Annotated in this window: 20 protein-coding genes, 1 tRNA gene and 1 pseudogene; 11 read left to right on the top strand and 11 right to left on the bottom strand. The window is 64.2% G+C overall.

Features of this window, described 5'->3' with window-relative positions; genetic code table 11:
• Positions 1–22: 22 nt before the first annotated feature.
• On the bottom strand, positions 23–877 hold the full coding sequence (locus IVB54_RS17105; protein ID WP_247336146.1) for a LysR substrate-binding domain-containing protein: 855 nt from the start codon (positions 875–877) through the stop codon (positions 23–25).
• Positions 878–989: 112 nt separating this feature from the next.
• On the opposite strand from IVB54_RS17105, the gene IVB54_RS17110 reads away from it, so the two are divergent.
• On the top strand, positions 990–1,412 hold the full coding sequence (locus IVB54_RS17110; RefSeq protein WP_018455230.1) for a 4-oxalocrotonate tautomerase family protein: 423 nt from the start codon (positions 990–992) through the stop codon (positions 1,410–1,412).
• A gap of 57 nt (positions 1,413–1,469) precedes the next feature.
• On the opposite strand, the pseudogene IVB54_RS17115 reads toward IVB54_RS17110, so the two are convergent.
• Together IVB54_RS17115 and lipB are read right to left on the bottom strand one after the other, a co-directional pair.
• Positions 1,470–2,176 (bottom strand): annotated as a pseudogene (locus tag IVB54_RS17115) (DNA helicase).
• 184 nt (positions 2,177–2,360) lie between these two features.
• Entirely contained in the window at positions 2,361–3,098 is a 738-nt protein-coding gene (gene lipB, locus IVB54_RS17120; RefSeq protein WP_247370551.1) for a lipoyl(octanoyl) transferase LipB, read from the bottom strand.
• A 79-nt stretch (positions 3,099–3,177) separates the two neighbouring features.
• Here lipB and IVB54_RS17125 point away from each other — a divergent pair, with 79 nt between their 5' ends.
• Together IVB54_RS17125 and IVB54_RS17130 are read left to right on the top strand one after the other, a co-directional pair.
• Positions 3,178–3,420: a FliM/FliN family flagellar motor switch protein gene (locus tag IVB54_RS17125; protein ID WP_085351347.1), complete on the top strand. Its 243-nt coding sequence runs from the start codon at positions 3,178–3,180 to the stop codon at positions 3,418–3,420.
• Positions 3,421–3,639: 219 nt separating this feature from the next.
• Positions 3,640–3,724, top strand: a tRNA-Leu gene (locus IVB54_RS17130).
• A 186-nt stretch (positions 3,725–3,910) separates the two neighbouring features.
• Here the strand turns inward: IVB54_RS17130 and fdhD are convergent.
• Entirely contained in the window at positions 3,911–4,783 is an 873-nt protein-coding gene (gene fdhD, locus IVB54_RS17135; RefSeq protein ID WP_345956887.1) for a formate dehydrogenase accessory sulfurtransferase FdhD, read from the bottom strand.
• A gap of 117 nt (positions 4,784–4,900) precedes the next feature.
• On the opposite strand from fdhD, the gene IVB54_RS17140 reads away from it, so the two are divergent.
• Together IVB54_RS17140 and IVB54_RS17145 are read left to right on the top strand one after the other, a co-directional pair.
• Positions 4,901–7,222, top strand: coding sequence for an FdhF/YdeP family oxidoreductase (locus IVB54_RS17140; protein ID WP_247777378.1), 2,322 nt, complete (start codon positions 4,901–4,903; stop codon positions 7,220–7,222).
• Positions 7,223–7,256: 34 nt separating this feature from the next.
• Entirely contained in the window at positions 7,257–7,865 is a 609-nt protein-coding gene (locus tag IVB54_RS17145) for an isochorismatase family cysteine hydrolase (RefSeq protein ID WP_018455224.1), read from the top strand.
• A gap of 12 nt (positions 7,866–7,877) precedes the next feature.
• Here IVB54_RS17145 and IVB54_RS17150 read toward each other — a convergent pair whose 3' ends face one another.
• From IVB54_RS17150 to IVB54_RS17170, 5 genes are all read right to left on the bottom strand, one after another.
• The gene (locus tag IVB54_RS17150; protein ID WP_247370554.1) at positions 7,878–9,038 is read right to left on the bottom strand and encodes a DUF305 domain-containing protein; all 1,161 of its coding nucleotides are present in this window, start codon (positions 9,036–9,038) and stop codon (positions 7,878–7,880) included.
• Positions 9,035–9,214, bottom strand: a complete 180-nt coding sequence (locus IVB54_RS17155) for a CsbD family protein (RefSeq protein ID WP_085351350.1) — start codon at positions 9,212–9,214, stop codon at positions 9,035–9,037. Before IVB54_RS17155 ends, IVB54_RS17150 begins: the two co-directional genes overlap by 4 nt.
• Before the next feature lie 143 nt (positions 9,215–9,357).
• A complete protein-coding gene (locus IVB54_RS17160) occupies positions 9,358–10,962 on the bottom strand; it encodes an alpha-amylase family glycosyl hydrolase (RefSeq protein WP_247777381.1) in 1,605 nt (534 codons plus the stop codon).
• A 27-nt stretch (positions 10,963–10,989) separates the two neighbouring features.
• Entirely contained in the window at positions 10,990–11,532 is a 543-nt protein-coding gene (locus tag IVB54_RS17165) for a hypothetical protein (RefSeq protein ID WP_018455219.1), read from the bottom strand.
• Positions 11,533–11,544: 12 nt separating this feature from the next.
• The gene (locus IVB54_RS17170; protein ID WP_085351352.1) at positions 11,545–12,720 is read right to left on the bottom strand and encodes a zinc-dependent alcohol dehydrogenase; all 1,176 of its coding nucleotides are present in this window, start codon (positions 12,718–12,720) and stop codon (positions 11,545–11,547) included.
• A 171-nt stretch (positions 12,721–12,891) separates the two neighbouring features.
• On the opposite strand from IVB54_RS17170, the gene IVB54_RS17175 reads away from it, so the two are divergent.
• On the top strand, positions 12,892–13,674 hold the full coding sequence (locus IVB54_RS17175; RefSeq protein ID WP_247370556.1) for an SDR family NAD(P)-dependent oxidoreductase: 783 nt from the start codon (positions 12,892–12,894) through the stop codon (positions 13,672–13,674).
• A gap of 331 nt (positions 13,675–14,005) precedes the next feature.
• Here the strand turns inward: IVB54_RS17175 and IVB54_RS17180 are convergent, their stop codons facing one another.
• On the bottom strand, positions 14,006–14,416 hold the full coding sequence (locus IVB54_RS17180; RefSeq protein WP_083926391.1) for a response regulator: 411 nt from the start codon (positions 14,414–14,416) through the stop codon (positions 14,006–14,008).
• Positions 14,417–14,505: 89 nt separating this feature from the next.
• On the opposite strand from IVB54_RS17180, the gene IVB54_RS17185 reads away from it, so the two are divergent.
• The 5 genes from IVB54_RS17185 to IVB54_RS17205 all read left to right on the top strand — a co-directional run bounded on the left by IVB54_RS17185 (position 14,506) and on the right by IVB54_RS17205 (position 20,223).
• A complete protein-coding gene (locus IVB54_RS17185) occupies positions 14,506–15,513 on the top strand; it encodes a chemotaxis protein CheB (RefSeq protein WP_247777382.1) in 1,008 nt (335 codons plus the stop codon).
• A gap of 8 nt (positions 15,514–15,521) precedes the next feature.
• On the top strand, positions 15,522–15,788 hold the full coding sequence (locus IVB54_RS17190) for a hypothetical protein (RefSeq protein ID WP_018455213.1): 267 nt from the start codon (positions 15,522–15,524) through the stop codon (positions 15,786–15,788).
• A 170-nt stretch (positions 15,789–15,958) separates the two neighbouring features.
• The gene (locus IVB54_RS17195; protein ID WP_247392984.1) at positions 15,959–19,126 is read left to right on the top strand and encodes a CheR family methyltransferase; all 3,168 of its coding nucleotides are present in this window, start codon (positions 15,959–15,961) and stop codon (positions 19,124–19,126) included.
• A complete protein-coding gene (locus IVB54_RS17200; protein WP_018455211.1) occupies positions 19,126–19,872 on the top strand; it encodes a Crp/Fnr family transcriptional regulator in 747 nt (248 codons plus the stop codon). The genes IVB54_RS17195 and IVB54_RS17200 overlap by 1 nt, the downstream gene beginning before the upstream one ends.
• 138 nt (positions 19,873–20,010) lie before the next feature.
• Positions 20,011–20,223, top strand: a complete 213-nt coding sequence (locus tag IVB54_RS17205; protein WP_018455210.1) for a hypothetical protein — start codon at positions 20,011–20,013, stop codon at positions 20,221–20,223.
• A gap of 47 nt (positions 20,224–20,270) precedes the next feature.
• Here the strand turns inward: IVB54_RS17205 and IVB54_RS17210 are convergent, their stop codons facing one another.
• Positions 20,271–20,555 (bottom strand): hypothetical protein, encoded by a 285-nt coding sequence (locus IVB54_RS17210; protein ID WP_018455209.1) that lies wholly within the window; start codon positions 20,553–20,555, stop codon positions 20,271–20,273.
• Positions 20,556–20,657: the final 102 nt, after the last annotated feature.

Here is a 20,657-nt window from a genome sequence, read left to right on the forward strand (position 1 = left end):
TCGAGCCGGAAAGCCGTGCGCGTCAGACCGCCGCCACGCTACGGAACGTCGCCGCCACCGCACGCAGCGCCGCCAGCTTTGCGGGATCGCTGACCTTCGAATGGAGCATCACCTTTGAGCTGCCGAGTTTCGGCAGCTTGTGGGCGGGGCCGACGTCGACCAGGCCTGCCGGCGCGATCCGTCGCGCCAGCGGCGCGATTGCAAGTCCGGCGAGCGCGGCTGCAACCACGGCGGTGACGCCTCCGCCGACGAAGCGCTCACGCCATTTCAGGCCGGCCTTGTCGAGCGCGCGCACAGCGATGGCGCGGACGCCGCAGGGCGGGGCGAGCGTCGCGAGCGGCAAAGGCTGCCCCTTTGGCACGGTGAAGCGTCGTGACGCGAACCAGCCGAATTCGTCCTCGGCCAGCGTCTCTCCGCCGCGCCGGCTGCCTTCCTGGCGCACGATCACCGCATCCAGTCGGCCCGCATCATAGGCCTCCTGCATCTCGCGCGAGAAGCCGATGATGACGGCAAGCGTGAGGTTCGACGACATCGCATGCAGGCGTTCGAGCAGGGGTACCAGCTCCGGCCCCGCAGCATGGTCGGAGATGCCGAGCGAGAGCGACTGCGCGACCGAGGCCTCGCCCGATAGCGCGCGGTCATGCGCCGCGATCAGCGCGCGGGCGCGCTCCAGGAACGTCGCGCCGTCTGCCGTGAGCCGGACCGCGCGCGGCGAGCGCTCGACGAGACGTTTTCCCAGCAGCGTCTCCAGCCGTTGCAGCTTGAGGCTGACAGCCGCCTGGGTCGTGCCGAGCGCTTCGGCGGTCCGCGTGAAACTCTGGAGGTCGGCGACCAGCAGGAAGGCCTGGACGGTGGCGATGTCGAGCGTTGCTATCATTACGATTTCTTATCACTGGTATCAACAGAGATAAGATACCAAGATGTCGAGGGCGGGTCTAGCTTCTCACCAACGCCGCGCAACATCTGCGCGACATCCGAGGAGAACGACCATGCCGCTGATCACCGTGTCCTACACCACCCCACGCCAGTCGCCGCCGCTGAAGGCCGACATCGCGAGCGCCGTATCCGAGCTCACCGCAAAAATCCTGCACAAGGACCCTGAGGTCACGGCCATTATCGTGAAGTCGGTGGAGGCGAGCGACTGGTTCGCTGGCGGCAAGTCGCTCGCAGAGCAAAAGCTCGCGAGCTACTGGATCGACATTCACGTCAGCGAAGGCACCAACACCAAGGACGAGAAGGCCGCCTATCTCGCCGCGATGTTCCAGCGCATGGCCGGGATCCTGGGCCCGCTGCATCACGAGACCTATCTGCATGTCGACGAGGTCAAGGGCGACGCCTATGGCTTTGGCGGCCTGACCCAGGAGCGGCGCTACATCGCCGGCAAGCTCGAGGTTTCGCCGGAGAAGGCGTGAGGAGGGAGGCCGCGGGTGAATAACCGCACCCGCGGCCTGAACCGTTGCCAGGGATCGTCAGCTCGCTATGCGAAACTGAACTTCGTCCTTGTTCAGGAAACAGGTCTTGTCGAACAGCTTCAGGTCGAGCGGGTTCGGCAGCCTGACATCGTCCAGGTCAGGGCAGGGTTTGAGCGAGGAATCATAGGAACGGTCGATCTGCGAGATGAAGACGACGATCAATCCCTTGTCGTGCGCGAATGATTTCAACGCGCGCACCTGAACGGTGAGGTCGGGATTTTCCCGCCGCTGGTCCAGCAACTGCAGATAGTCGATCACCACGACCGTGCCGCGCGGTGCTGCGGCATGACGACGTAGTCGGCACTGATGGCGTCGGAGCAATCGACCTCGAAGAGTTTTTCGAACCCCGCCAGATCCACGCCGATCGCCCGAAAGCGATCCAGAACGTCTTTCTCGGTGTATTCGAGCGAGAAGAACGCGGCGCGGTGGCCCGACCGCATCGCCTCTACGGCAAGCCCGAGGCTCATCAGGGTCTTGCCCTGGCCGGGACGCGCGCCCACCAGCACCAGGTCACCCGGTTGGAATTGCGGGAAAAGCCGGTTGGCCGGCGTCGCCGTGGCCGCTTTCGCCGCGAGCAGGCTCCATGCGGAAAAGCCTTGCGTCGCAGCGACGCGGTCGAGCGCATCGTGCAGCGGGATGCCTACCTCGCGGGACAAGCGCTTCGCTTTTCGTTTCAGATGATAAATGGGTGCAGACAGTCTCATCGCAAAAACCTCCCATTGCGAGCTGAAGCGCAACCCCTCCTTATGCCTTGGCGCTCGAACAGTCGGTCCGATGATCAATTCGCCCGGCATGACATCTGCTTTCCCGGCGGAGGGGGGAGGCGTGGGCGACACCGGAATCGAGGGTAGCTGATTCCGGGTTTGCCGAGAATGAGGGAGACCGAAGTTAGGCCGCTGCTTCCGGCATCAGCGCCTGGGTCGGCCCGAACAGCCCCTCGAAGGCTTGCCGAAGCGCCACGTCGACATCGCTCATCGTCAGGAGCTGGCCGAGATCGACCAGCGAGGTGACGCCGTAGCGGGGATCGGCGACGCCGCAGGGCACGATGCCGGCGAAATGTGACAGCTCCGGCTCGACATTGATGGCAATGCCGTGAAACGAGACCCAGCGCTTCAGCCGGACGCCGATCGCGGCGATCTTGTCCTCGTGCTCGGGTCCCTTGTCGGGCCGCTTGACCCAGACGCCGACCCGGTCCTCGCGCCGCTCGCCACGGATGTTGAAGGCGGCGAGCGTCTGCACAATCAGCTCCTCCAGGCTCGCGACATAGGCCCGGACATCCGGCCGGCGGCGCTTCAGGTCAAGCATGACATAGGCCACGCGCTGGCCGGGCCCGTGATAGGTGAGCTGGCCGCCGCGCCCGGTGGCAAAGGTCGGGAATCGGGCATCGAGCAGGTCGGTGGTCTTGCCCGAGGTGCCGGACGTGTAGAGCGGGGGGTGCTCCAGCAGCCAGACCAGCTCCGGGGCTGCACCGGCCGCGATCGCCGCGACGCGCGCCTCCATTTCGGCGACCGCCTCCGGATAGGGCACCGGCGCGTCCGAAATCCGCCATTCCACCGGCTCGCCGGTGGAAGCGGAAAACGGCGTCAAATCGAGCTCTTGGCGGGGGTGTTGGGGCGAATTAACCATTGGCTAACCATAACCGGGTGATGATCCCAGGAGCAAATACCAGTCCCTAGTCCTAGTCCCAAGTTGCGGTGGTGCTGAAGTGCCTACTCTCGACAAAGTCACCGTGGACCTCATGGTCGTCCTCGGGACGACGACCATGCCGATCCATCAGGTATTGCGTCTTTCCCGCGGCGCCATCATCGAGCTGGACGCAACCGAGGCCGACGAGGTCAAGGTTCTGGCCAATAATTTGCCGGTCGCCTCCGGGGTCGTGCTGGTCGACCGCAACCGCATCGCGGTCGAGGTCAAGCAGATGCTGCCACGTGTCCCGGGCACACGGTAGCGGCCCGGGCAGGCGTCGCGGCCCGGGCACGCGTCGCGGCCTGGGCACGCAGTAGCGGCCGGGCAGGCGGAAAAGGCCGATCCCGGCGCAAGGAGCCGGAACTTTCCTGCCAAGCTTGTGGAATTCAGGGCCTTTGGAGGCTTGTACCCCTCTGACGGATTTGTTAGATCGGCGCCGTTGATCCGGTTGGCCTTCAAGCCTCAAGCCGGCATCCCCAAAGCGCTCGTGGCGGAATTGGTAGACGCGCTGCCTTGAGGTGGCAGTGAGTAAAATCGTGGGGGTTCGAGTCCCTCCGAGCGCACCAAGCAAACAGACACGCGAAAGATTGTTTCGCGATTTTCGGTGCCCGCCCTGTTCGCGCTGCGGACCCTGGAACGGGGCCTCCCCAAGTCTTCGATGTTCGATCTCGCGGCCGAGGGTTCGCTCCCTCGGCGCGATCGGGCATGAAGTTGCCTGGCGAAGTTCGCTATGCCCTCACGTCCGGGTTCCCTTAGTTTGCCTGCGGTCGAGACTCCGGCTCGATCTGCGTGGCGGCGGGCTTAAACACCCTCGCCGGATGGCTGAAGATCTCGAATTCGTCGCCCCGCGCTATGCCGACAAGCGTGATCCCGCTGGCTTCGGCCGTTCGGACTGCGAGCGCGGTCGGTGCAGACATGGCAACGACGACGCCGGCGCCGATCGCGGCGGTTTTTTGCACCATCTCGACCGAAATCCGGCTGGTGAGAATGACGGCGCCAGCGCGGCCGGATGCTCCTTCCGTCGCGAGAGCGCCGGCAAGCTTGTCGAGGGCGTTGTGGCGCCCCACGTCCTCGCGCACCGTCATGGTCTTGCCGACTGGCTCGAAAAAACCCGCGGCGTGAGCGGCGCGTGTCTTGTGGTTGAGGATCTGTGACTCGCTGAGGGTTGCGACGGCCGTGCTGATCTGCTCCGCCGTGAGGTTCGCTGGCTGCTCGACGCACTGAACGATCCGCCCGGCTTCCCGCAAGCTGTCGATGCCGCACAGGCCGCAACCCGTCGGCCCGACCAGATGTCGCCGGCGCTCCTTCAGGCGGCGCCCGGCGTTCGTTCGCAGCCATAGCCGCAGTTCGATGCCGTCGCGACCGGGAACGACCGTGAGCTCCTCGATCTCGCCGATGTCCCCGATGATCCCTTCGGTCAGGCTGAATCCCACAGCAAGATCGGTCAGATCGGCGGGAGTTGCCATCACAACGGCGACGGTCGTTCCGTCGTAGACGAGTGCCACGGGACATTCCTCCGCCAGCATCCGCTCATCCCGCGTTCCGCTCGACGTCAGCCGGGGCATTCTCACGGATGCCGTGGGCATGGATGCGCGATCGTGTGCGCCGGATCGAGAGCCGTGCATGGGTGTTCGTCCTACGTCGATTCATCGACGCACGAACCGGAGCAAGGTTCCGAACGCTTGGAACTTGCCATCCCATCTCGGGTTTTGCGTGCAGGGCTTGCGATTGAAGGAAACGCCATGCGGCAAAAGGCAAAGGTCGAGAACTATGATGCGCCGGCAGGCGGCTGGGGCTCGCTCAAAGCCGTTGCCAGTATCCTGACACAGGAAGAGGTCGCCATTCTCGGCAGCGAGATCCTGCTCAAGCAGAACAAGCCGGACGGATTCATGTGCGTGAGCTGCTCCTGGGCCAAGCCGGCCAAGCCGCGTCCGTTCGAGTTCTGCGAAAACGGCGCCAAGGCGACCGCCTGGGAGATTACGCGCAAGACCGTGACACCGGAGTTCTTTGCGCAACATACGCTGGCTGAACTACGAACCTGGTCCGATCATCAGTTGGAGGAGCAGGGGCGCCTGACGACGCCGATGCGTTACGACAGGGCAAGCGACAAATATCTGCCGGTCGACTGGGAGGAGGCCTTTGCGGCTATCGGCGCCGAGCTGAACCGGCTCGATCCCCGTTCGGTCGTGATGTACACGTCTGGACGTGCCTCGCTCGAAACCAGCTACATGTACCAATTATTCGGCCGCATGTACGGCACCAACAATTTCCCCGACAGCTCGAACATGTGCCACGAAACCACGTCGGTGGCGCTGCCGGAGGTGATCGGAGTTCCGGTCGGGACCGTTCTGCTGGAGGATTTCGAGACTACCGGTTGCATCTTCTTCTTCGGCCACAACACGACCACCAATGCGCCGCGCATGCTGCATCCGCTCCAGGAGGCGGCGCAGCGCGGCGTGCCGATCATATCTTTCAATCCGCTGCGCGAGCGCGGCCTGGAGCGTTTCGTCAATCCGCAAAATCCGGTCCAGATGATCGCCGGCGGCACGCGCATCAGCTCGCAATATTATCAGGTGCGGGTCGGCGGTGATGCTGCGGCGATCGTCGGGATTTGCAAATGGGTGATCGAGGCGGACGACCTCGCGCGCAAGAATGAAGCTGCGCGCGTGGTGGATGTCGAATTCATCCAGCAGCACACGGCCGGCTTCGAGGAGTTCGCCGCATTCTGCCGTACACAGGATTGGGACGAGATCGAACGGGCCTCGGGGCTTTCGCGCGGTGCGCTGCGCGAAGCCGCGAACACCTATATGGAAGCCAAGGCTGTGATCGCCAATTACGGCATGGGCATCACCCAGCACAAGCACGGCGTCGAGACGAACAAGATGATCGTCAACCTGCTGCTGCTTCGCGGCAATATCGGCAAGCCGGGCGCGGGCATTTTGCCGATCCGGGGCCACTCCAACGTGCAGGGCCAGCGCACCGTCGGCATCTCCGAGAAGACCAAGCTGGTGCCGCTCGACAAGCTTGCGGAGCTTTACGGTTTCGAGCCGCCGCGATGGGAGGGACTGTCCACCGTCGACGCCTGCCAGGGTATTCTGAAAGGCGACGTTCGCGGCTTCGTCGGCCTCGGCGGCAATTTCCTGCGCGCCGTTCCGGAGCGGTCCCTGATGGAGCCCGCCTGGTCCTGCCTGCGCCTGTCGGTGCAGATCGCGACCAAGCTCAACCGGACCCACCTCGTGCCGGGCGAGGTCACTTATCTGCTGCCGTGCCTCGGCCGGATCGAGATCGACCGGCAGGCCAGCGGCGCACAAGCGGTGTCGATGGAGGATTCCACCACCTGCATTCACGGATCGCGCGGCCAGCGCAAGCCGGTGGCCGACCATCTCCTGTCGGAGCCGGCGATCGTCGCCGCCCTGGCAAAGGCAACGTTGAAGCCCAACCCCAAGATCGATTGGGACGCCTGGGTCGCCGACTATTCGCGGGTTCGGGACGCCATCGAGCGCACCTATCCCGACCAGTTCAAGGACTTCAATGCGCGCATGTTCGAACCCGGCGGTTTTGCGCGGCCGCTCGCGGCGCGCGAGCGGAAGTGGAAGACCCCGAACGGCAAGGCCAACTTCACCGTTCCGAAGTCGGCCTTCGCGCCGCCGCGCGAGACCGACGGCGTCTATGAGCTGATGACACTGCGCGCGGACGGGCAGTTCAATACGACGATCTACGCCGAAGGCGATCGCTTTCGCGGCATCGAGGGCGGCCGCTACGTCGTGTTCATGAATCCCGCCGACATGGAGGGAGACGGGTTGAAAGCAGGAGATACCGTCACGCTGGTGACGGAGGCGGGCGACGGTGTCGAACGCAGCCTGAGCGAACTCCAAATCGTCCCCTATGGCATCCCGCGCAGGAGCATTGCGGCTTATTATCCGGAGTGCAACGTGCTCATTCCGCTCTGGCATTACGTGGAGGGCAGCAAGGTCCCTGCGGCAAAATCCATTCCGGTGCGTCTGTTCAAGGACATCCTTCCAGAGATCGTCGAGGCCGGAGAGGCTCCGATCTCGGCGTCGTGAACGCCGTGGATCACGCCCACAGGAGTGAAGGACGATGAGAGACAGCGCGTCGGACGTGACCGACATCAGCGACGCCGTTCACTTGTGCATCGACATGCAGAACATCTTCGCTCCGGGTGGCCTTTGGGAGACGCCATGGATGGCGCGAGTGTTGCCGACGATCGCCTCGATCGTTTCGCGCCATCAGGCCAGAACGATCTTCACGCGATTCATCACGCCGGAAGATCCGGAAGATCGTCCCGGACAGTGGCAGCGCTATTTTCGTCGCTGGCGCGAAGCGACCCGCAAACATCTGCCGCCATCCGGCCTCGAACTCGTGCCGGCTCTGAGCCGCTTCGTTCCGCCGGCTGCCGTCATCGACAAGCCGGCCTATTCCGCGTTCAGCAATCCTGGCCTCGCGAGCCTGCTGATCGACAAGAACGTCGGCACGGTCGTCATCACCGGGGCGGAGACGGACGTCTGCGTGCTCTCGACGGTCCTGAGCGCCGTCGATCTCGGCTTCAGGGTCGTCATCGTCGAGGATGCGCTGTGCAGCTCGTCCGACGTCGGCCATGATGCGCTGATGACGATGTATCGCACCCGCTTTCACGGCCAGGTCGATCTGATGACCGCCGAGGAATTGGCGGAGTTCTGGCGCGAGTAGGGCACGACCCGCTCAATTGACATTGTCGCCGAGCATGTTGCGGAAGGCGGCGGCGACGGCGGCAATGCCGCTGGCGCCGTGCATCAGCGCGATCTCGCCCTGTTGCTCATGGCGGATGGCGTGGGCCATCACACGCAGGCGCAGATCGCCGCGGCTAAGCCACATCTGGTCGGCCATCCTGACCGCGCCTGCGTGATGCTTGCTCATCGTCTCGACGAACACCGTGTCGAATTGGTCCGCCGGCGCGGCCTTGACCTGTCGCATCTCGGCCTGTGTCAGGAAGCCCGGCATGGCGGCACGTTCGTCCGAGCTGCAATCGGGCATCTCGGTGTCGAACCAGCTCAGCCACCACGTCTCGAAAATCCGGTTCTCGCCGGTCTGGCTTGCGACCATCAGCATCGCCAGCTTTCGCAGATGCGGGTCCTGCGCGCGCTCGGTGGCGATCCGGGCCAGCGCGATGCCCTGGGCGTGATGCGCAGTCATGTGACGGATGTAAGTCTGGTCCGCGTCCCTGTCGCGGCCCGCCCACTGCGGCTCGTAACCATGGCTGCCGAACAAGGCAGCCGCGCCGAGCAGTGCGATCAAAGCCAGCGCGCCGGTGATCCAGGCATTGGTGAAGCGAACGTCGCGCGCGGGTGCTGCTCCCCCCGTCCAGCGCAGCCGGGCAAACAGGGGGTACATCACGGCCGAGGAGCCGTGGACGAGCAGGCCGATCCAGTAGGGCTGCTGCAGCGTGAACAGCGGTTGCCAAAACGGAAACAGGGGCACCAGCACGAACCATTCCATGCTTGACGAGAACACGGCCCAGGGCAGCGCGAGCAGCAGGATCGTGAGCGGCCGCAGGTCAGCGGTCCAGCGCCCGAGCACACCGAAGAACACCAGCGCCCAGGAGAAGTCCGCCCATTGGTGGAAGGCGATCCCGGCAAGGATCGCGCTCCACGACGGCTCTGCGCTGATCGCCCAATCGCGCGCGGGAATGGCGGCGACCGTCATCCAGTCGACCGCGGCATCGCGTCCGATGCGCGCGGCGAAGAGCTGGCTGACGATGGTCGAGAAGGTGCTGCTGATCAGGCCGAGTTCGGCAGCGGCGACCCAGCGCGAGCGTCGCCGTGAGGCGCCTTCATCACCGGTGCGAATTGACTTGGAAATGGCTGACGGCGCGGCAGCGTTCACGTCAGCTGATTGAGTTTCTTCAACGGATTGAGCTCGCTCGGCTTGCTCTGTTCGTCCCGGCCGCGCTCCGCTTGCTCCTTGCCTTCCTCATGGAGATTCTGATCGCCGACGATCTCGCCGACGGCCTGTTTCGCCTTGCCGGCGATCCGCTGACCGAGGCCCTTGGTCTTGCTCATGATCCGCCTCCTGGCTCACGCCGCCACCCCGGCGCTTGAAGGGGGTGAGCGCCGGGGCTGCGGTTTCGTCTATTCAGCCTCCGGCAGGGGGGACGTCGGAGGCGTTGATGAGACTCTCTGACGCGCGGATGGTTCCTCGGCCGTCACCGTGGCTCGAGTTCGATGATCACGCCTTCATTGCCGCGGAGCAGGATGGAGGCGTCCGGCAGCGGCTCGGACGGCAGGTCGAGATGCGTCGACATCAGCAGGCGGCCGCGACCTTGCCAATGCAATTTCCGCGGCTCGGCGGCAATGTTGAGCGCGACCAGAATTTCCTTGCCGCCATCCGTCCGCCTGTAGGCAAGAACGTCGTTCTGCGCGCGTAGGGGCTCGTAGCCGCCGTGGCGCAGGCACGCGCGCTCGCGCCGCAGTCGCATCAGCGCGCGAAACAGCGCCAGGATCGAACGTGGGTCGCGCTGCTGCGCGGCCACGTTGGCCGCGCCGTCGCGCGGCTCGAGCGGCAGCCATGGATCGCCGGTTGTAAAGCCGCCGTTGCTGCTGTCATCCCATCGCATCGGCGCGCGTTCGGGATCGCGGCAAAGGCCATACCCCGGCACGAGCTTCTCGAAGGGATCGTCGACGCGGTCGGGCGGAATGGGAACGCGCTTGCGGCCGATCTCGTCGCCCATGAAGAAGAAGGGCGTTCCCCGCAGCGTCATCAGCAGCATCGCCAGCACGCGCATTTGCGGCTCGCCGATTTGGCTCGCGATCCGTTGCTTGTCGTGACCACCGATCACCCAGACCGGCCATGCATGATCCGGGATGGCGTTGAAATACGCGTCGATCGTTGCTTGCAGGGACAGCGCGTCCCATTGCGAGTCCAGCAGTGCGAAATTGAGGGGCAGATGCAGGCGCGGTCGGTCGTTGCCGTAGAAGTGGCCGATGCGGTCGGTCTTGCCTTGGACTTCACCGCACAACATCCGCCCTGGATAGCCGTCGATCACCTCGCGAATGAATTCGATGCAATCCATCGTCTCCGGCCGGTCGTCGGTAAAGACGGGCGTTTGGCGCTGCGGCGGCGGCTTGCCTTTCGCTTGCGGGTTATGCGGATTGTCGCGCAGCAGCGCGTCCTTGATCAGGACCGCGCTGGCATCGACGCGAAAGCCGTCGACGCCGCGATCGAGCCAGAAGCGCATGACGTCGGCGATCGCGGCGCGCAGTTGCGGGTTGCGCCAGTTCAGATCGGGCTGCTCGACCAGGAAGGAGTGATAGTAATATTGCCGCCGCGCCTCGCACCATTCCCAGCCGCTGCCGCCGAAGCGGCTCAGCCAGTTGTTGGGCGGGCCGCCGTTCTCGGCTGCGTCGGCCCAGATGTACCAATCGGCCTTCGCGCTGTTCCGTGAGCTGCTGCTCTCGATGAACCATGCGTGATCGTTCGCGGTATGATTGGGCACGAGATCGAGGATCACGCGGATATCCGCCGCGTGCAGGGCCTTGAGCAGGCGGTCGAACGCCTCGAGGCTGCCGAACGCAGGATCGATCGAGCAGTAGTCGGAGATGTCGTAGCCGAGGTCGCGAAACGGGCTCTTGTAGACCGGCGTCAGCCACACCGCGTCGACGCCGAGCCATTTCAGATAGTCGATGCGGGATGTCAGGCCGGCGAGATCACCCTTGCCGTCGCCGTCCGAGTCCTGGAACGAGATCAGTGCGATTTCGTAGATGACGGCGGATTCCCACCACGCACCTTCGTTACGGGACGCTTCGCTCATTGTCTTGCATCACCTCGTCGCGCGTTCTCAGGTCCGTTCCGTCGCGGCGTGCGCTGCGATCTGCTTGGCCGCGGTTCGGGCGCTCTCGATGCCCTTGGGAAAGCCGCTGCGGTTCGGATACAGCTTGCGCCGTGCGTCGCGCTGCGGCCGCTGCGGCTTGGTGTCCTGCGCGGCGCGGTAATCGAGCATCGCGATGCCGCCGACCATCAGCAGCGCCAGCGCGATATTGCCCTTTTTGGGATTGTCCGCGGTCAGCCCCGAGAGCAGCGCGGCGGCATCGAGGCCGTCGCCGCCGACGCGGGCCCACAGGCCGGCGTTCTTCTCGACCGAGAGCGTCATGACCCCGGCCAGGATCTCGCGCAGGCCGAAGGTGCGGACCAGCGTCTCATGGCCCTCCATGCCCAGCGTTTCCGTGACGCGCCGCGGCGCGAAGAATTCCACGACGCCGAGACCGATGCTGAACCAGCCGAGCGCACGGGCGAGCTGGTCTTCGGGCCGCTTCAGGCTCGGGCCGCCCTCGACGATTTTCGGGTCGCCCTTGGTGCGAACGATGTTGGAGAAATGAAACATGGGTCTTGCTCCTCAGGGCTTCAGCACGACCTTGACGCAGGAGTCGCGCTTGTCGCGAAACACCTGGTACATCTCGGGGCCTTGGCTAAGCGGGACGGTGTGGGTGATGACGAAGGACGGATCGATCTGACCTTCCTCGATGCGATGGAGCAGGTCGTCGGTCCAGCGGTTGACGTGGGTCTGGCCGGTGCGCATCGTCAGGCCCTTGTTCATGAAGGCGCCCATCGGCAGCATGTCGGAGAATCCGCTGTACACGCCTGCCACCGAAATGATGCCGCCGGGCCGGCAGACATAGATCATCTCGCGCAGCACATGGGGCCGGTCGCTCTCCACCATGACCATCTGCTTGGCGCGGTCGAGCAGCGTGTCGGGCAGGGAAGCCATCACATGCGACTCCATCCCGACGCAATCGATACATTTTTCGGGGCCTCTGCCGTCGGTGAGCTCCTCGAGCCGCTCCAGGACGCTTTCTTTTTCGAAGTTGATGGTGGTGGCGCCGCCGGCTTCGGCCATGCTGAGCCGTTCGGGCAGGCAATCGATCGCGATCACCTGGTTGGCGCCGAGCAGGATGGCGCTGCGGATCGCCATCTGCCCCACGGGACCGCAGCCCCAGATCGCGACCGTGTCGGTCGGCTCGATGTCGCATTGCACGGCGGCCTGCCAGCCGGTCGGGAAGATGTCGCTGAGAAACAGCAACTGCTCGTCGGGAATGCCCGCGGGCACCTTGATGTGCGTGGCGTCAGCGAACGGCACGCGCAAATATTCGGCCTGGCCGCCGGGATAGCCGCCGGTCAGGTGCGTATAGCCGAACAGGCCGGCGCCCGAATGACCAAACGCTTTTTCAGCGAGATGACTCTTGCGATTGGTGGTTTCGCAAACCGAGAAATTGCCACGCTTGCACTGGTCGCATTCGCCGCAAATGATTGTGAAGGGCACGACGATGCGGTCGCCCTTCTTCAGCTTGCCGTCGACGCCCGAGCCGACCTCGACCACTTCGCCCATGGTCTCGTGGCCCATGATGTCCCCGGGCAGCATGCCCGGAATGTAATTGTGAAAGAGGTGCAGGTCCGAGCCGCAGATGGCGCAGCTCGTGACTTTGATGATGGCATCCCGCGCGTCCTGAATTTCCGGATCGGTAACGGTGTCGCAGCGTATGTCTTCCTTGCCGTGCCAAACCAGCGCCTTCATCTCTTTTCTCCCGAGCTACGAGGCAACCAAGTCGAACAACGAACGATGGTTGCTATTCCACAGTGCAAAATCTTTGCGCCGCACCAGCGTGCGTCCCCGATAGGAACGAGCGCGCATTGCGGTGATTGGAGCGTCATCAATCCCCCTCGAGGATTAGCGAAGGATACGCTCATGCCCGCCAATCAACTCGCCGTCGTCACCGGCGCCTCCACCGGCATCGGGCTGGAACTCGCCAGATGCTGTGCCCAAGCAGGTTTCAACCTTGTCATTGCGGCGGACGAGCCCGAGATCGAGAGGGTGGCCGTCGATCTGCGCAGGCTCGGCAGCAGCGTCGAACCGGTGCAGGCCGATCTCGCCACCACCGAAGGCGTCGACAAGCTCTGCGCCGCGGTCGGCGACCGGCCGATCGACGCGCTGCTGGCCAATGCCGGCGTTGGTCTTGGCAAGGCCTTTCTCGACCAGGATTTTGCCAGGATCAAGCACCTCGTCGACACCAACATCACCGGCATGCTGTATCTCATCCATCGCGCCGGCAACGCGATGCTTCGCCGCAATTCGGGGCGCATCCTGATCACGGGCTCGATCGCGGGATTCACGCCGGGCAGTTTTCAGGCGGTCTACAACGCCAGCAAGGCGTTTCTTGATTCATTCTCATTCGCGCTCCGCGAGGAGTTGCGCGACAGCGGCGTCACCGTCACCTGCCTGATGCCTGGCGCCACGGAAACGGAGTTCTTCCGCCGCGCCGACATGATGGATACCAAGGTCGGCACCGAGCCGAAGGACAGTGCCTACGACGTGGCGAAGGCCGGCTTCGACGCCATGTTGCGCGGGGAGTCCGACATCGTGACCGGAATGAAGAACAAGATCCAGACCACGATCGCCAACGTCACGCCGAACGAGATGCTGGCCAAGCAGCATCGCAAGATGGCGGAGCCGGGCACGGCGAAGTCCTAGAACGATACCGTCGCAATCTAAGCTAACCAGTGCGGCGCGGACCGATAAGGAGGACGCCGATTCACATAGCCTAATGCGCAAAGCTCCCCGCGCCGTCAGACTGGTTCGGCTGGAAAAAGGGGGCTGTGATGCCGATGGATCGCGTCGAACAGGCCTTTGTCGCAACGGCAATCACGGGTTTTCTCGTCATGATGGCGGCGATCGTCTGGATGATGATGGGTTGATGACCGGGAGGGCTGCTGATTTGCGGATCGCGTTGCCCTATGCTGCGGTGCTTCTGTGTCTGGCGGTGACCGCCTGGCTCGCTTTCGCGCATCTGTTCTGATCGCCGTCAGGCTCGGCCGTGCGGATCGGCGATCAGCGCCGCCAGCCTCTGTGCCATCGCAGGCATATCGATCGGTTTCTCCAGGATCGGCACGTCGTGGAATTCCGGACTGATCGTGACCTTGTCGTATCCGGTCGTGAAGAGGAAGGGGACGTTCCGTGCCTTCAGTTCGCGCGCGACCGGAAAGATCATCTCGCTGCGGATGTTCACGTCGAGCACGGCGGCATCCAGAACACTGCCGTCGTGCAGGATACGGAGTGCGTCGTTGAGATCGCCCACCGGGCCCGCGATGTCTGCGCCGAGCGCGCGACATGCTCTGCCAATGTCGTCGGCGAGAAAATATTCGTCCTCGACAATGAAGATGCGTCGCCCGCTGAGCGCCGACTCTGGACCTGACGATCGAGGCGACATCGCCATGGTGCCTTCCACCCCTTCGTTGCCGGTTCATAGGAACATAGGGCGGTGACCCGCCTTGGTACAAACGAATACAACCGATAGTGGGTTCCATGAGCAACCGCGACATCATCGTCATAGGTGGCTCGGCCGGCGCGACCGCGCCGCTGAAGCAGATCCTGGGCCGGCTGCCGCCGGATCTGCCCGCGGCGGTGTTCATCGTGCTGCACATCCCGGCGCAGGGCATCGGCATTCTCTCGACGGTGGCCAGCAGCGCCGGTCCGCTCCCGGTCCGGCAGGCCGAAAACGGCATGAAGATCGAGCCAGGCCGGGTTTATCTGGCCGCACCGGACCACCATCTGCTGCTGTCCGAGGATCGCGTATTCCTCGGGCGCGGCCCGCGCGAGAACATGGTCCGGCCGGCCATCGATGCCTTGTTTCGCTCGGCCGCCATCAATTACGGCCCACGTGTGATCGGTGTGCTGCTCAGCGGCCTGTTGTCGGACGGTTCGGCCGGTCTCAACGCCATCAAGCGTTGCGGCGGGATTTCGGTGGTTCAGGACCCCTCGGATGCCATCGCCGATGAAATGCCAAGGAGCGCCCTCGAGGCGACCATCATCGATCTTTGCGTTCCCGGCGCCGGAATGGGCGACGTGCTGTCTGATCTCGCCAGGGAGGCTGCCGGCACCGCACTGCCGATCCCGCCGGAGATCCGGCTCGAGGTCGAGATCGCGGCCGGCGAACGGATCGGCAGTGACCGTCTCGTCTCGATGGCCGATCCGGTTGCGCTGACCTGTCCGGCCTGCGGGGGCGTCCTGTCCGAGATGAAGGAATCGCACCCGATGCGCTTCCGTTGCCAGGTCGGTCACGCCTTCGCCGCCGACGTCCTCGCAAAAGAGCAGGAGGGGCAAGTGGATGAAGCCCTGCGGGTCGCACTGCGCATCATCGAGGAGCGGGCCGAGCTGGTGCAGCGCATGGCCGCCGACGGACGGCGCAACGGCCGGCCGGCGGTGGCCGAGATGTACCAGGCGCGCGCTGCCGAATATCGCGAATATGCCGACATGATCCGGCGCGTTGTGCTAAAGTCGCTCGATCCTCCCATTCGCAAGCGGGAGGCTTGAGGGTCGCGATGGCCATTTCCCTCGCCGAATGGACCGAGCAGCTCGATACCGAGCGCCGCCATCTGATCAAGGCCGATCGGGATATCGAGGAGGGTTCGCGGCGCATCCTCGATCAGGAGGCGCGCATCCGCGAGCTCAGTGCCGGCGGCCACGACGCGGGCCAGGCGGAACGGTTGGTCGAGGCGCTGAAGCAGACCCTCACGGAATGGCTGCGCCATCGCGTCCTGATCGAGCAGCGGATCGCCTATCTTCGGCAGCAAGTCGGTCCGGAGTGATCTGGGGGCGTTGGCAGGCCACCCAAGCTCAATGCCTAATGCCCAATGCTCGCTGTACGGAACGCAGCGTGACGTTTCCGCCTTGCACCTGTTGGGATAATATCAATTCTGCTATTTGCGGCGAGCGGGCGTCCTCTGGTTCCCGTCAATGAATGAGAGCTACCGAGACCATGCATGAAATCGGCGACCAGTCGGTCGAAAGAGAGCGCCAGACCAGGTCTCCGCTGATCATCGGGGTGGGCGCCGCGCCGACAGCTCTGGATAGCGTCGAGCGGTTCTTTTCCAGGCTGACCGTAAGCGCCGACCAGGCCGTCGTGCTCGCATTCCAGCATCATGAGGCCCTCGACGAGCCGCGGCTGCGCCAGATCGTGCGAAATTCCCACGGTGGCAAGATTTCCGACGTCGGCAACGGCCAGACCATCGAGGGTGGCACGATTTATCTGTGCCCGCCGGCGATGATCACGACGATCCAGGACGGTCGCTTCGGCGTCCGCCCGGCCGAGCAGGCGCCCGGCGAGCGGGCGACGATCGACAGCTTCCTGGTGTCGCTGGCGGAAGAACGCGCCGAGCAATCGATCGGCGTGATCCTGTCCGGCATCGGCGGCGATGGCACGTTGGGTACCGCGACACTGAAGGACCACGGCGGCCTTGCCATCGCCGAAAAAGGCGCGAGCGACGACGCGGATCATCTGAAGGACGCCGATACGCCGGCGGCGATCGCCGACTACGTGCTGACCGCCGAAGACATCGCCGAGCACATCCAGGTCTATGCCCGTCATCTGCGGCGGCTGGAGGAGAAGCAGGGGTTCGATGAGGTGCTGGCCGCTGCAGCGACCTCGCTGTCGCGCATCGCCGACATCCTGCGCAGCAAGACCGGCAATGATTTCCACGGCTACAAGCAGAACACCTTCCTGCGTCGCGTGCAGCGGCGGATGCAGGTGGTCCAGATCGGCGACATTTCCGCTTACGTCGATTTCCTGCGCAACGACCAGGACGAGGCGCAGCACCTCTTCAACGACCTCTTGATCGGCGTCACCGAATTCTTCCGCGACAAGCGTGAATTCGAGGTGCTGGAGAACCAGATCGTCCCGAAGCTCTTCGAAGGCAAGGACGCGAGCCAGCAGGTTCGCGTCTGGGTGCTCGGCTGCGCAACCGGCGAGGAGGCCTATTCGATCGCTATCCTCCTGCGCGAGTACATGGCCAAAATGGACTCGCCACCGCAGGTTCAGATCTTCGCGACCGACATCGACGGACGGGCGCTGGCGGCTGCGCGCGTCGGCCGCTATCGCACCAAGATCGAAGCGGAGATGACCGGCGAGCGCCTGGCGCGCTGGTTCGTGCGCGAAGGTGACACCTATTGCGTGGTCAAGGAGCTGCGCGAGATGTGCATCTTCTCGCAGCACAACGTGATCAAGGACGCACCGTTCTCCAAGCTCGATCTCGTCTCCTGCCGCAACCTGCTGATCTACCTCAATGCCGAATTGCAGAACCGGGTGATCCCGTTATTCCACTTCGCCCTTCTGCCGGATCGGTTCCTGTTCCTCGGCAATTCCGAGAACGTCACGCGGCATCCAAAACTGTTCGTACCGGTCGACCGCCGCGCCCGCATCTTCAAGAAGCTCGAGACCGGAACCCGGCTGCCGCCGGAATTTCCGATCACGACCGCCGCGGGGAGGGCAAACCTCGAGATAGCGCCGGCGCGCTCCTTCCGCCCTGATATCGGGCTGGAGCGTCGCGCGCAGCGGATCGCGGAGCGCTATGCGCCCGCCTATGTCATCGCCGACAGCAACTTTCAGGTCCTGCACTTTTCCGGGCGCACCGGACGCTACATCGAGCCGACGGCAGGCGCCGCCACGCTCGATCTGCTCCAACTCGTCCACCGCGATCTCCGCCTGGACCTGCGGGCGGTGCTCAGCCGCGCGGCGGAGACCAACGAGCCCGCCCATGCCGAACAGGTGCAGCTCGGCGCCAACGGCCAGCACATTCCCGTCGACATCACGGTGGAGCCGATCCAGGAGAGCGGCAGCGGCGATCGCAATTTTGTCGTCCTGTTCAAGGACGGCCCGGTGCGCGCCATCGATGCCGGCGCAGGCAAGCCCAATGCGTTGGTGCAGACCGAGCATGTCGAGCGTATCGAAGGCGAGCTGCGGGCGACGCGGGAGCGCCTTCAGGCGACCATCGAAGAGCTCGAAAGCACCAATGAGGAGCTGAAGTCCTCGAACGAGGAATACCAGTCCCTCAACGAGGAGCTCCAGTCCGCGAACGAAGAACTCGAAACCTCGCGCGAGGAATTGCAGTCGGTCAACGAGGAGCTGACCACCGTCAACGGCGAGCTTGCTCACCGCGTCCAGGAATTGACGCGCGCCACCAGTGACCTCCGGAATTTCCTGGAGAGCACGCAGATCGCGACCGTATTCCTCGACAACGAGTTGCGCGTGATGAACTTCACGCCGGCGATCACGCAAATTCTGCATCTCGTAGAAACCGACATTAGCCGGCCCATCGCGCACATCAAGGCGCGCGTCCCGATCGAGGACCTCTATGACGACGTTCGCAGCGTGCTGCGGACGCTTGCCAGCGCCGAGCGCGAGCTGAGGGCGCCGGACAGCGGCACGCGCTACATCGTGCGAATCCTGCCCTATCGCAGCATCGAAAACTTCATCGCCGGGGTCGTGATCACCTTCGTTGACATCACCGCCATGACCCGCGCCGAGGAGCGGCAGCGCCTGCTGCTGGCCGAGCTCCAGCATCGGGTCCGCAACACGCTCGGCGTGGTGCGCTCGATCGCCCGTCGCACGGCCGATACGAGCTCGACGGTCGAGGAGTTTGCCTCTCATCTCGACGGCCGGCTCAACGCTTTCGCCCGTACCCAGGCGCTGGTGACCCGCGATCCCGAGGGCGGCGTCGATCTCGAATACCTCGCCGTCGAGGAGATGCTGGCCTATAATGCCAGGGAGGGCGAGCAGGTACGTGTCAGCGGTCCCCCGGTGCGTTTTCAGTCGAAGGCAGCGGAAACCTTTGCCCTTGCCATTCACGAGCTCGCGACCAACGCACTCAAATACGGCGCCCTGAGCCGGCCGACCGGTCGCATCGAGATTTCCTGGCGCCTCGAGCAGGGCACCGACCCGGCGGAGCTGGTGTTCGAGTGGCGGGAGCGCGGTGGGCCGCCGGTTGCGCCGCCGCCGCACAAAGGATTTGGGACCGAGCTTCTGGAGCGCACACTCGCGTTCGAGTTCAAGGGGCAGACCAGGTTGGCATTCAGTCCCAAGGGATTGGAATGCACGATCACCATTCCCCTCAGCAAGCGGGCGTTTCATACACCGGCGGTGGCCAGCTGATGCCCTTGTCGACGCTAGATCGCAGCCAGGTGGACCCGGTCATTCGCCGGCTGAACGTGCTGAGGCCGCTGTCGACGGAGGCCCGCACCTCGCTCGAATATGCAATGCTCGAGGGAATCCAGCGCGCAGGAGCGGGCGAGGATCTGATCTCGGAGGGCGATCCGGTCGACAGCGTGCGCCTCGTGCTGTCGGGCTGGCTCTGCCGCTACAAGACGCTCGAGGACGGGCGGCGCCAGATCGTCAATTTTCTCTTTCCCGGCGAAAGTTGCGACGCGCACGCGTTCCTGTTGTCGGTGATGGATCATTCCATCGCGGCGATGACGCCGGTCGTCTACACCGAAATCAAGCGCGCGCGGTTCGAGAGTCTGGTGGCGAGCGACCGCGCGCTGGCGGAAGCGTTCTGGTGCGAGACGCTTGTCAACAACGCGATCCAGCGCGAATGGGCCATCAATCTCGGCCGCCGGGTGGCCTTCGAACGCGTGGCCCATCTGTTCTGCGAAATCATCGAGCGGCTGCGTCCTGTCGGCATGGTCGAGGGCAATTCCTGCGTGATGCCGGTGACGCAAATGGATCTTGCGGACGCCACCGGCCTGTCGGTGGTCCATCTCAACCGCACGGTTCAGGAGTTGCGTGCTTCCGGTCTGATCGTGCTGCGCGATCGCACGCTGACCATCACCGATCTCGATGCGCTCAAGGACGCGGCGCTGTTCTCGCCGAGCTATCTGCAACTCTATCGACGGAGCTAAGCGTTTGCTCGGTTGGGGAACGGTCGTACTTGATCCAGGTTAGCGTTCGCGAATGTTTTTTGAGCGGATGGCTGGTTTTGAGTAATTGACGTAACTTACGTAAAGGCAGTTTCGTCCCGAATCCTGTATTGTCGTTCCATGAACGACGTCCTGCTTGCCCGCGCTGAGCGCGCGATCGAAGCAAGCCGCGCCCTCCGGGCGCAGCGCAGAGCGGTCGCGGACCAGCTTGATCACGCCACGCGCCAGGTGCGCCGGGTGGTGATGGAAAGCGCGATGTTGCGCTCGGAGCTCAAGGCCCTCCGCGACGACCGGGAAGGACAGGATCTCCGGCACCGCGCGCCGTCGGAATAGGAGCCGACGACACTAAACGTCTAGCTGCGCCGGGATGGGTGCCTCGCTCAGCGCCGCTTCGCTGCTTTGGATCGCCTGTTGTAAGGCGAGCGGTTGACGGGCTTGAGCGAAATGCCTTCGCGCTGCGCCTTGCTGCGAATGGCCGCGACCGGACGCTGCAGCTTGATGCTCATGACGCCCGTGGGCGTGTTTCCTTTTGCGAGCTGCTTCAGCTTGCTCACGTCCGCAGGTGTCCATCGTTCGCGCGCCCGCCGCTTGTACGCGGGGTTTGCCTTGCGCGGGCCCTTGCGGCCGATCGGTGAACCCGGTTGTTTCCATGCTGCTTTCACCATGATGATCCTCCTTCAAGTCCCTCATCAATAAGCGAATCAGCATTTCGGTTCCGGCGCACTCGAGGCAGTGCCGGCGCGCGAAGGGAATGCGCGCATCCGTCG

Origin of the sequence: Bradyrhizobium sp. CW1 (assembly GCF_023100665.1) — a bacterium.
Classification (GTDB): Bacteria; Pseudomonadota; Alphaproteobacteria; order Rhizobiales; family Xanthobacteraceae; genus Bradyrhizobium; species Bradyrhizobium canariense_D.

What these genes read in the sequence shown, in the direction of transcription:
- IVB54_RS17105 (WP_247336146.1), bottom strand. Translation starts at nt 877, where the DNA reads ATGATAGCAACGCTCGACATCGCCACCGTCCAGGCCTTCCTGCTGGTC.
- IVB54_RS17110 (WP_018455230.1), top strand. Translation starts at nt 990, where the DNA reads ATGCCGCTGATCACCGTGTCCTACACCACCCCACGCCAGTCGCCGCCG.
- lipB (WP_247370551.1), bottom strand. Translation starts at nt 3,098, where the DNA reads ATGGTTAATTCGCCCCAACACCCCCGCCAAGAGCTCGATTTGACGCCG.
- fdhD (WP_345956887.1), bottom strand. Translation starts at nt 4,783, where the DNA reads ATGCACGGCTCTCGATCCGGCGCACACGATCGCGCATCCATGCCCACG.
- IVB54_RS17140 (WP_247777378.1), top strand. Translation starts at nt 4,901, where the DNA reads ATGCGGCAAAAGGCAAAGGTCGAGAACTATGATGCGCCGGCAGGCGGC.
- IVB54_RS17145 (WP_018455224.1), top strand. Translation starts at nt 7,257, where the DNA reads ATGAGAGACAGCGCGTCGGACGTGACCGACATCAGCGACGCCGTTCAC.
- IVB54_RS17155 (WP_085351350.1), bottom strand. Translation starts at nt 9,214, where the DNA reads ATGAGCAAGACCAAGGGCCTCGGTCAGCGGATCGCCGGCAAGGCGAAA.
- IVB54_RS17160 (WP_247777381.1), bottom strand. Translation starts at nt 10,962, where the DNA reads ATGAGCGAAGCGTCCCGTAACGAAGGTGCGTGGTGGGAATCCGCCGTC.
- IVB54_RS17165 (WP_018455219.1), bottom strand. Translation starts at nt 11,532, where the DNA reads ATGTTTCATTTCTCCAACATCGTTCGCACCAAGGGCGACCCGAAAATC.
- IVB54_RS17170 (WP_085351352.1), bottom strand. Translation starts at nt 12,720, where the DNA reads ATGAAGGCGCTGGTTTGGCACGGCAAGGAAGACATACGCTGCGACACC.
- IVB54_RS17175 (WP_247370556.1), top strand. Translation starts at nt 12,892, where the DNA reads ATGCCCGCCAATCAACTCGCCGTCGTCACCGGCGCCTCCACCGGCATC.
- IVB54_RS17180 (WP_083926391.1), bottom strand. Translation starts at nt 14,416, where the DNA reads ATGGCGATGTCGCCTCGATCGTCAGGTCCAGAGTCGGCGCTCAGCGGG.
- IVB54_RS17185 (WP_247777382.1), top strand. Translation starts at nt 14,506, where the DNA reads ATGAGCAACCGCGACATCATCGTCATAGGTGGCTCGGCCGGCGCGACC.
- IVB54_RS17190 (WP_018455213.1), top strand. Translation starts at nt 15,522, where the DNA reads ATGGCCATTTCCCTCGCCGAATGGACCGAGCAGCTCGATACCGAGCGC.
- IVB54_RS17195 (WP_247392984.1), top strand. Translation starts at nt 15,959, where the DNA reads ATGCATGAAATCGGCGACCAGTCGGTCGAAAGAGAGCGCCAGACCAGG.
- IVB54_RS17200 (WP_018455211.1), top strand. Translation starts at nt 19,126, where the DNA reads ATGCCCTTGTCGACGCTAGATCGCAGCCAGGTGGACCCGGTCATTCGC.
- IVB54_RS17205 (WP_018455210.1), top strand. Translation starts at nt 20,011, where the DNA reads ATGAACGACGTCCTGCTTGCCCGCGCTGAGCGCGCGATCGAAGCAAGC.
- IVB54_RS17210 (WP_018455209.1), bottom strand. Translation starts at nt 20,555, where the DNA reads ATGGTGAAAGCAGCATGGAAACAACCGGGTTCACCGATCGGCCGCAAG.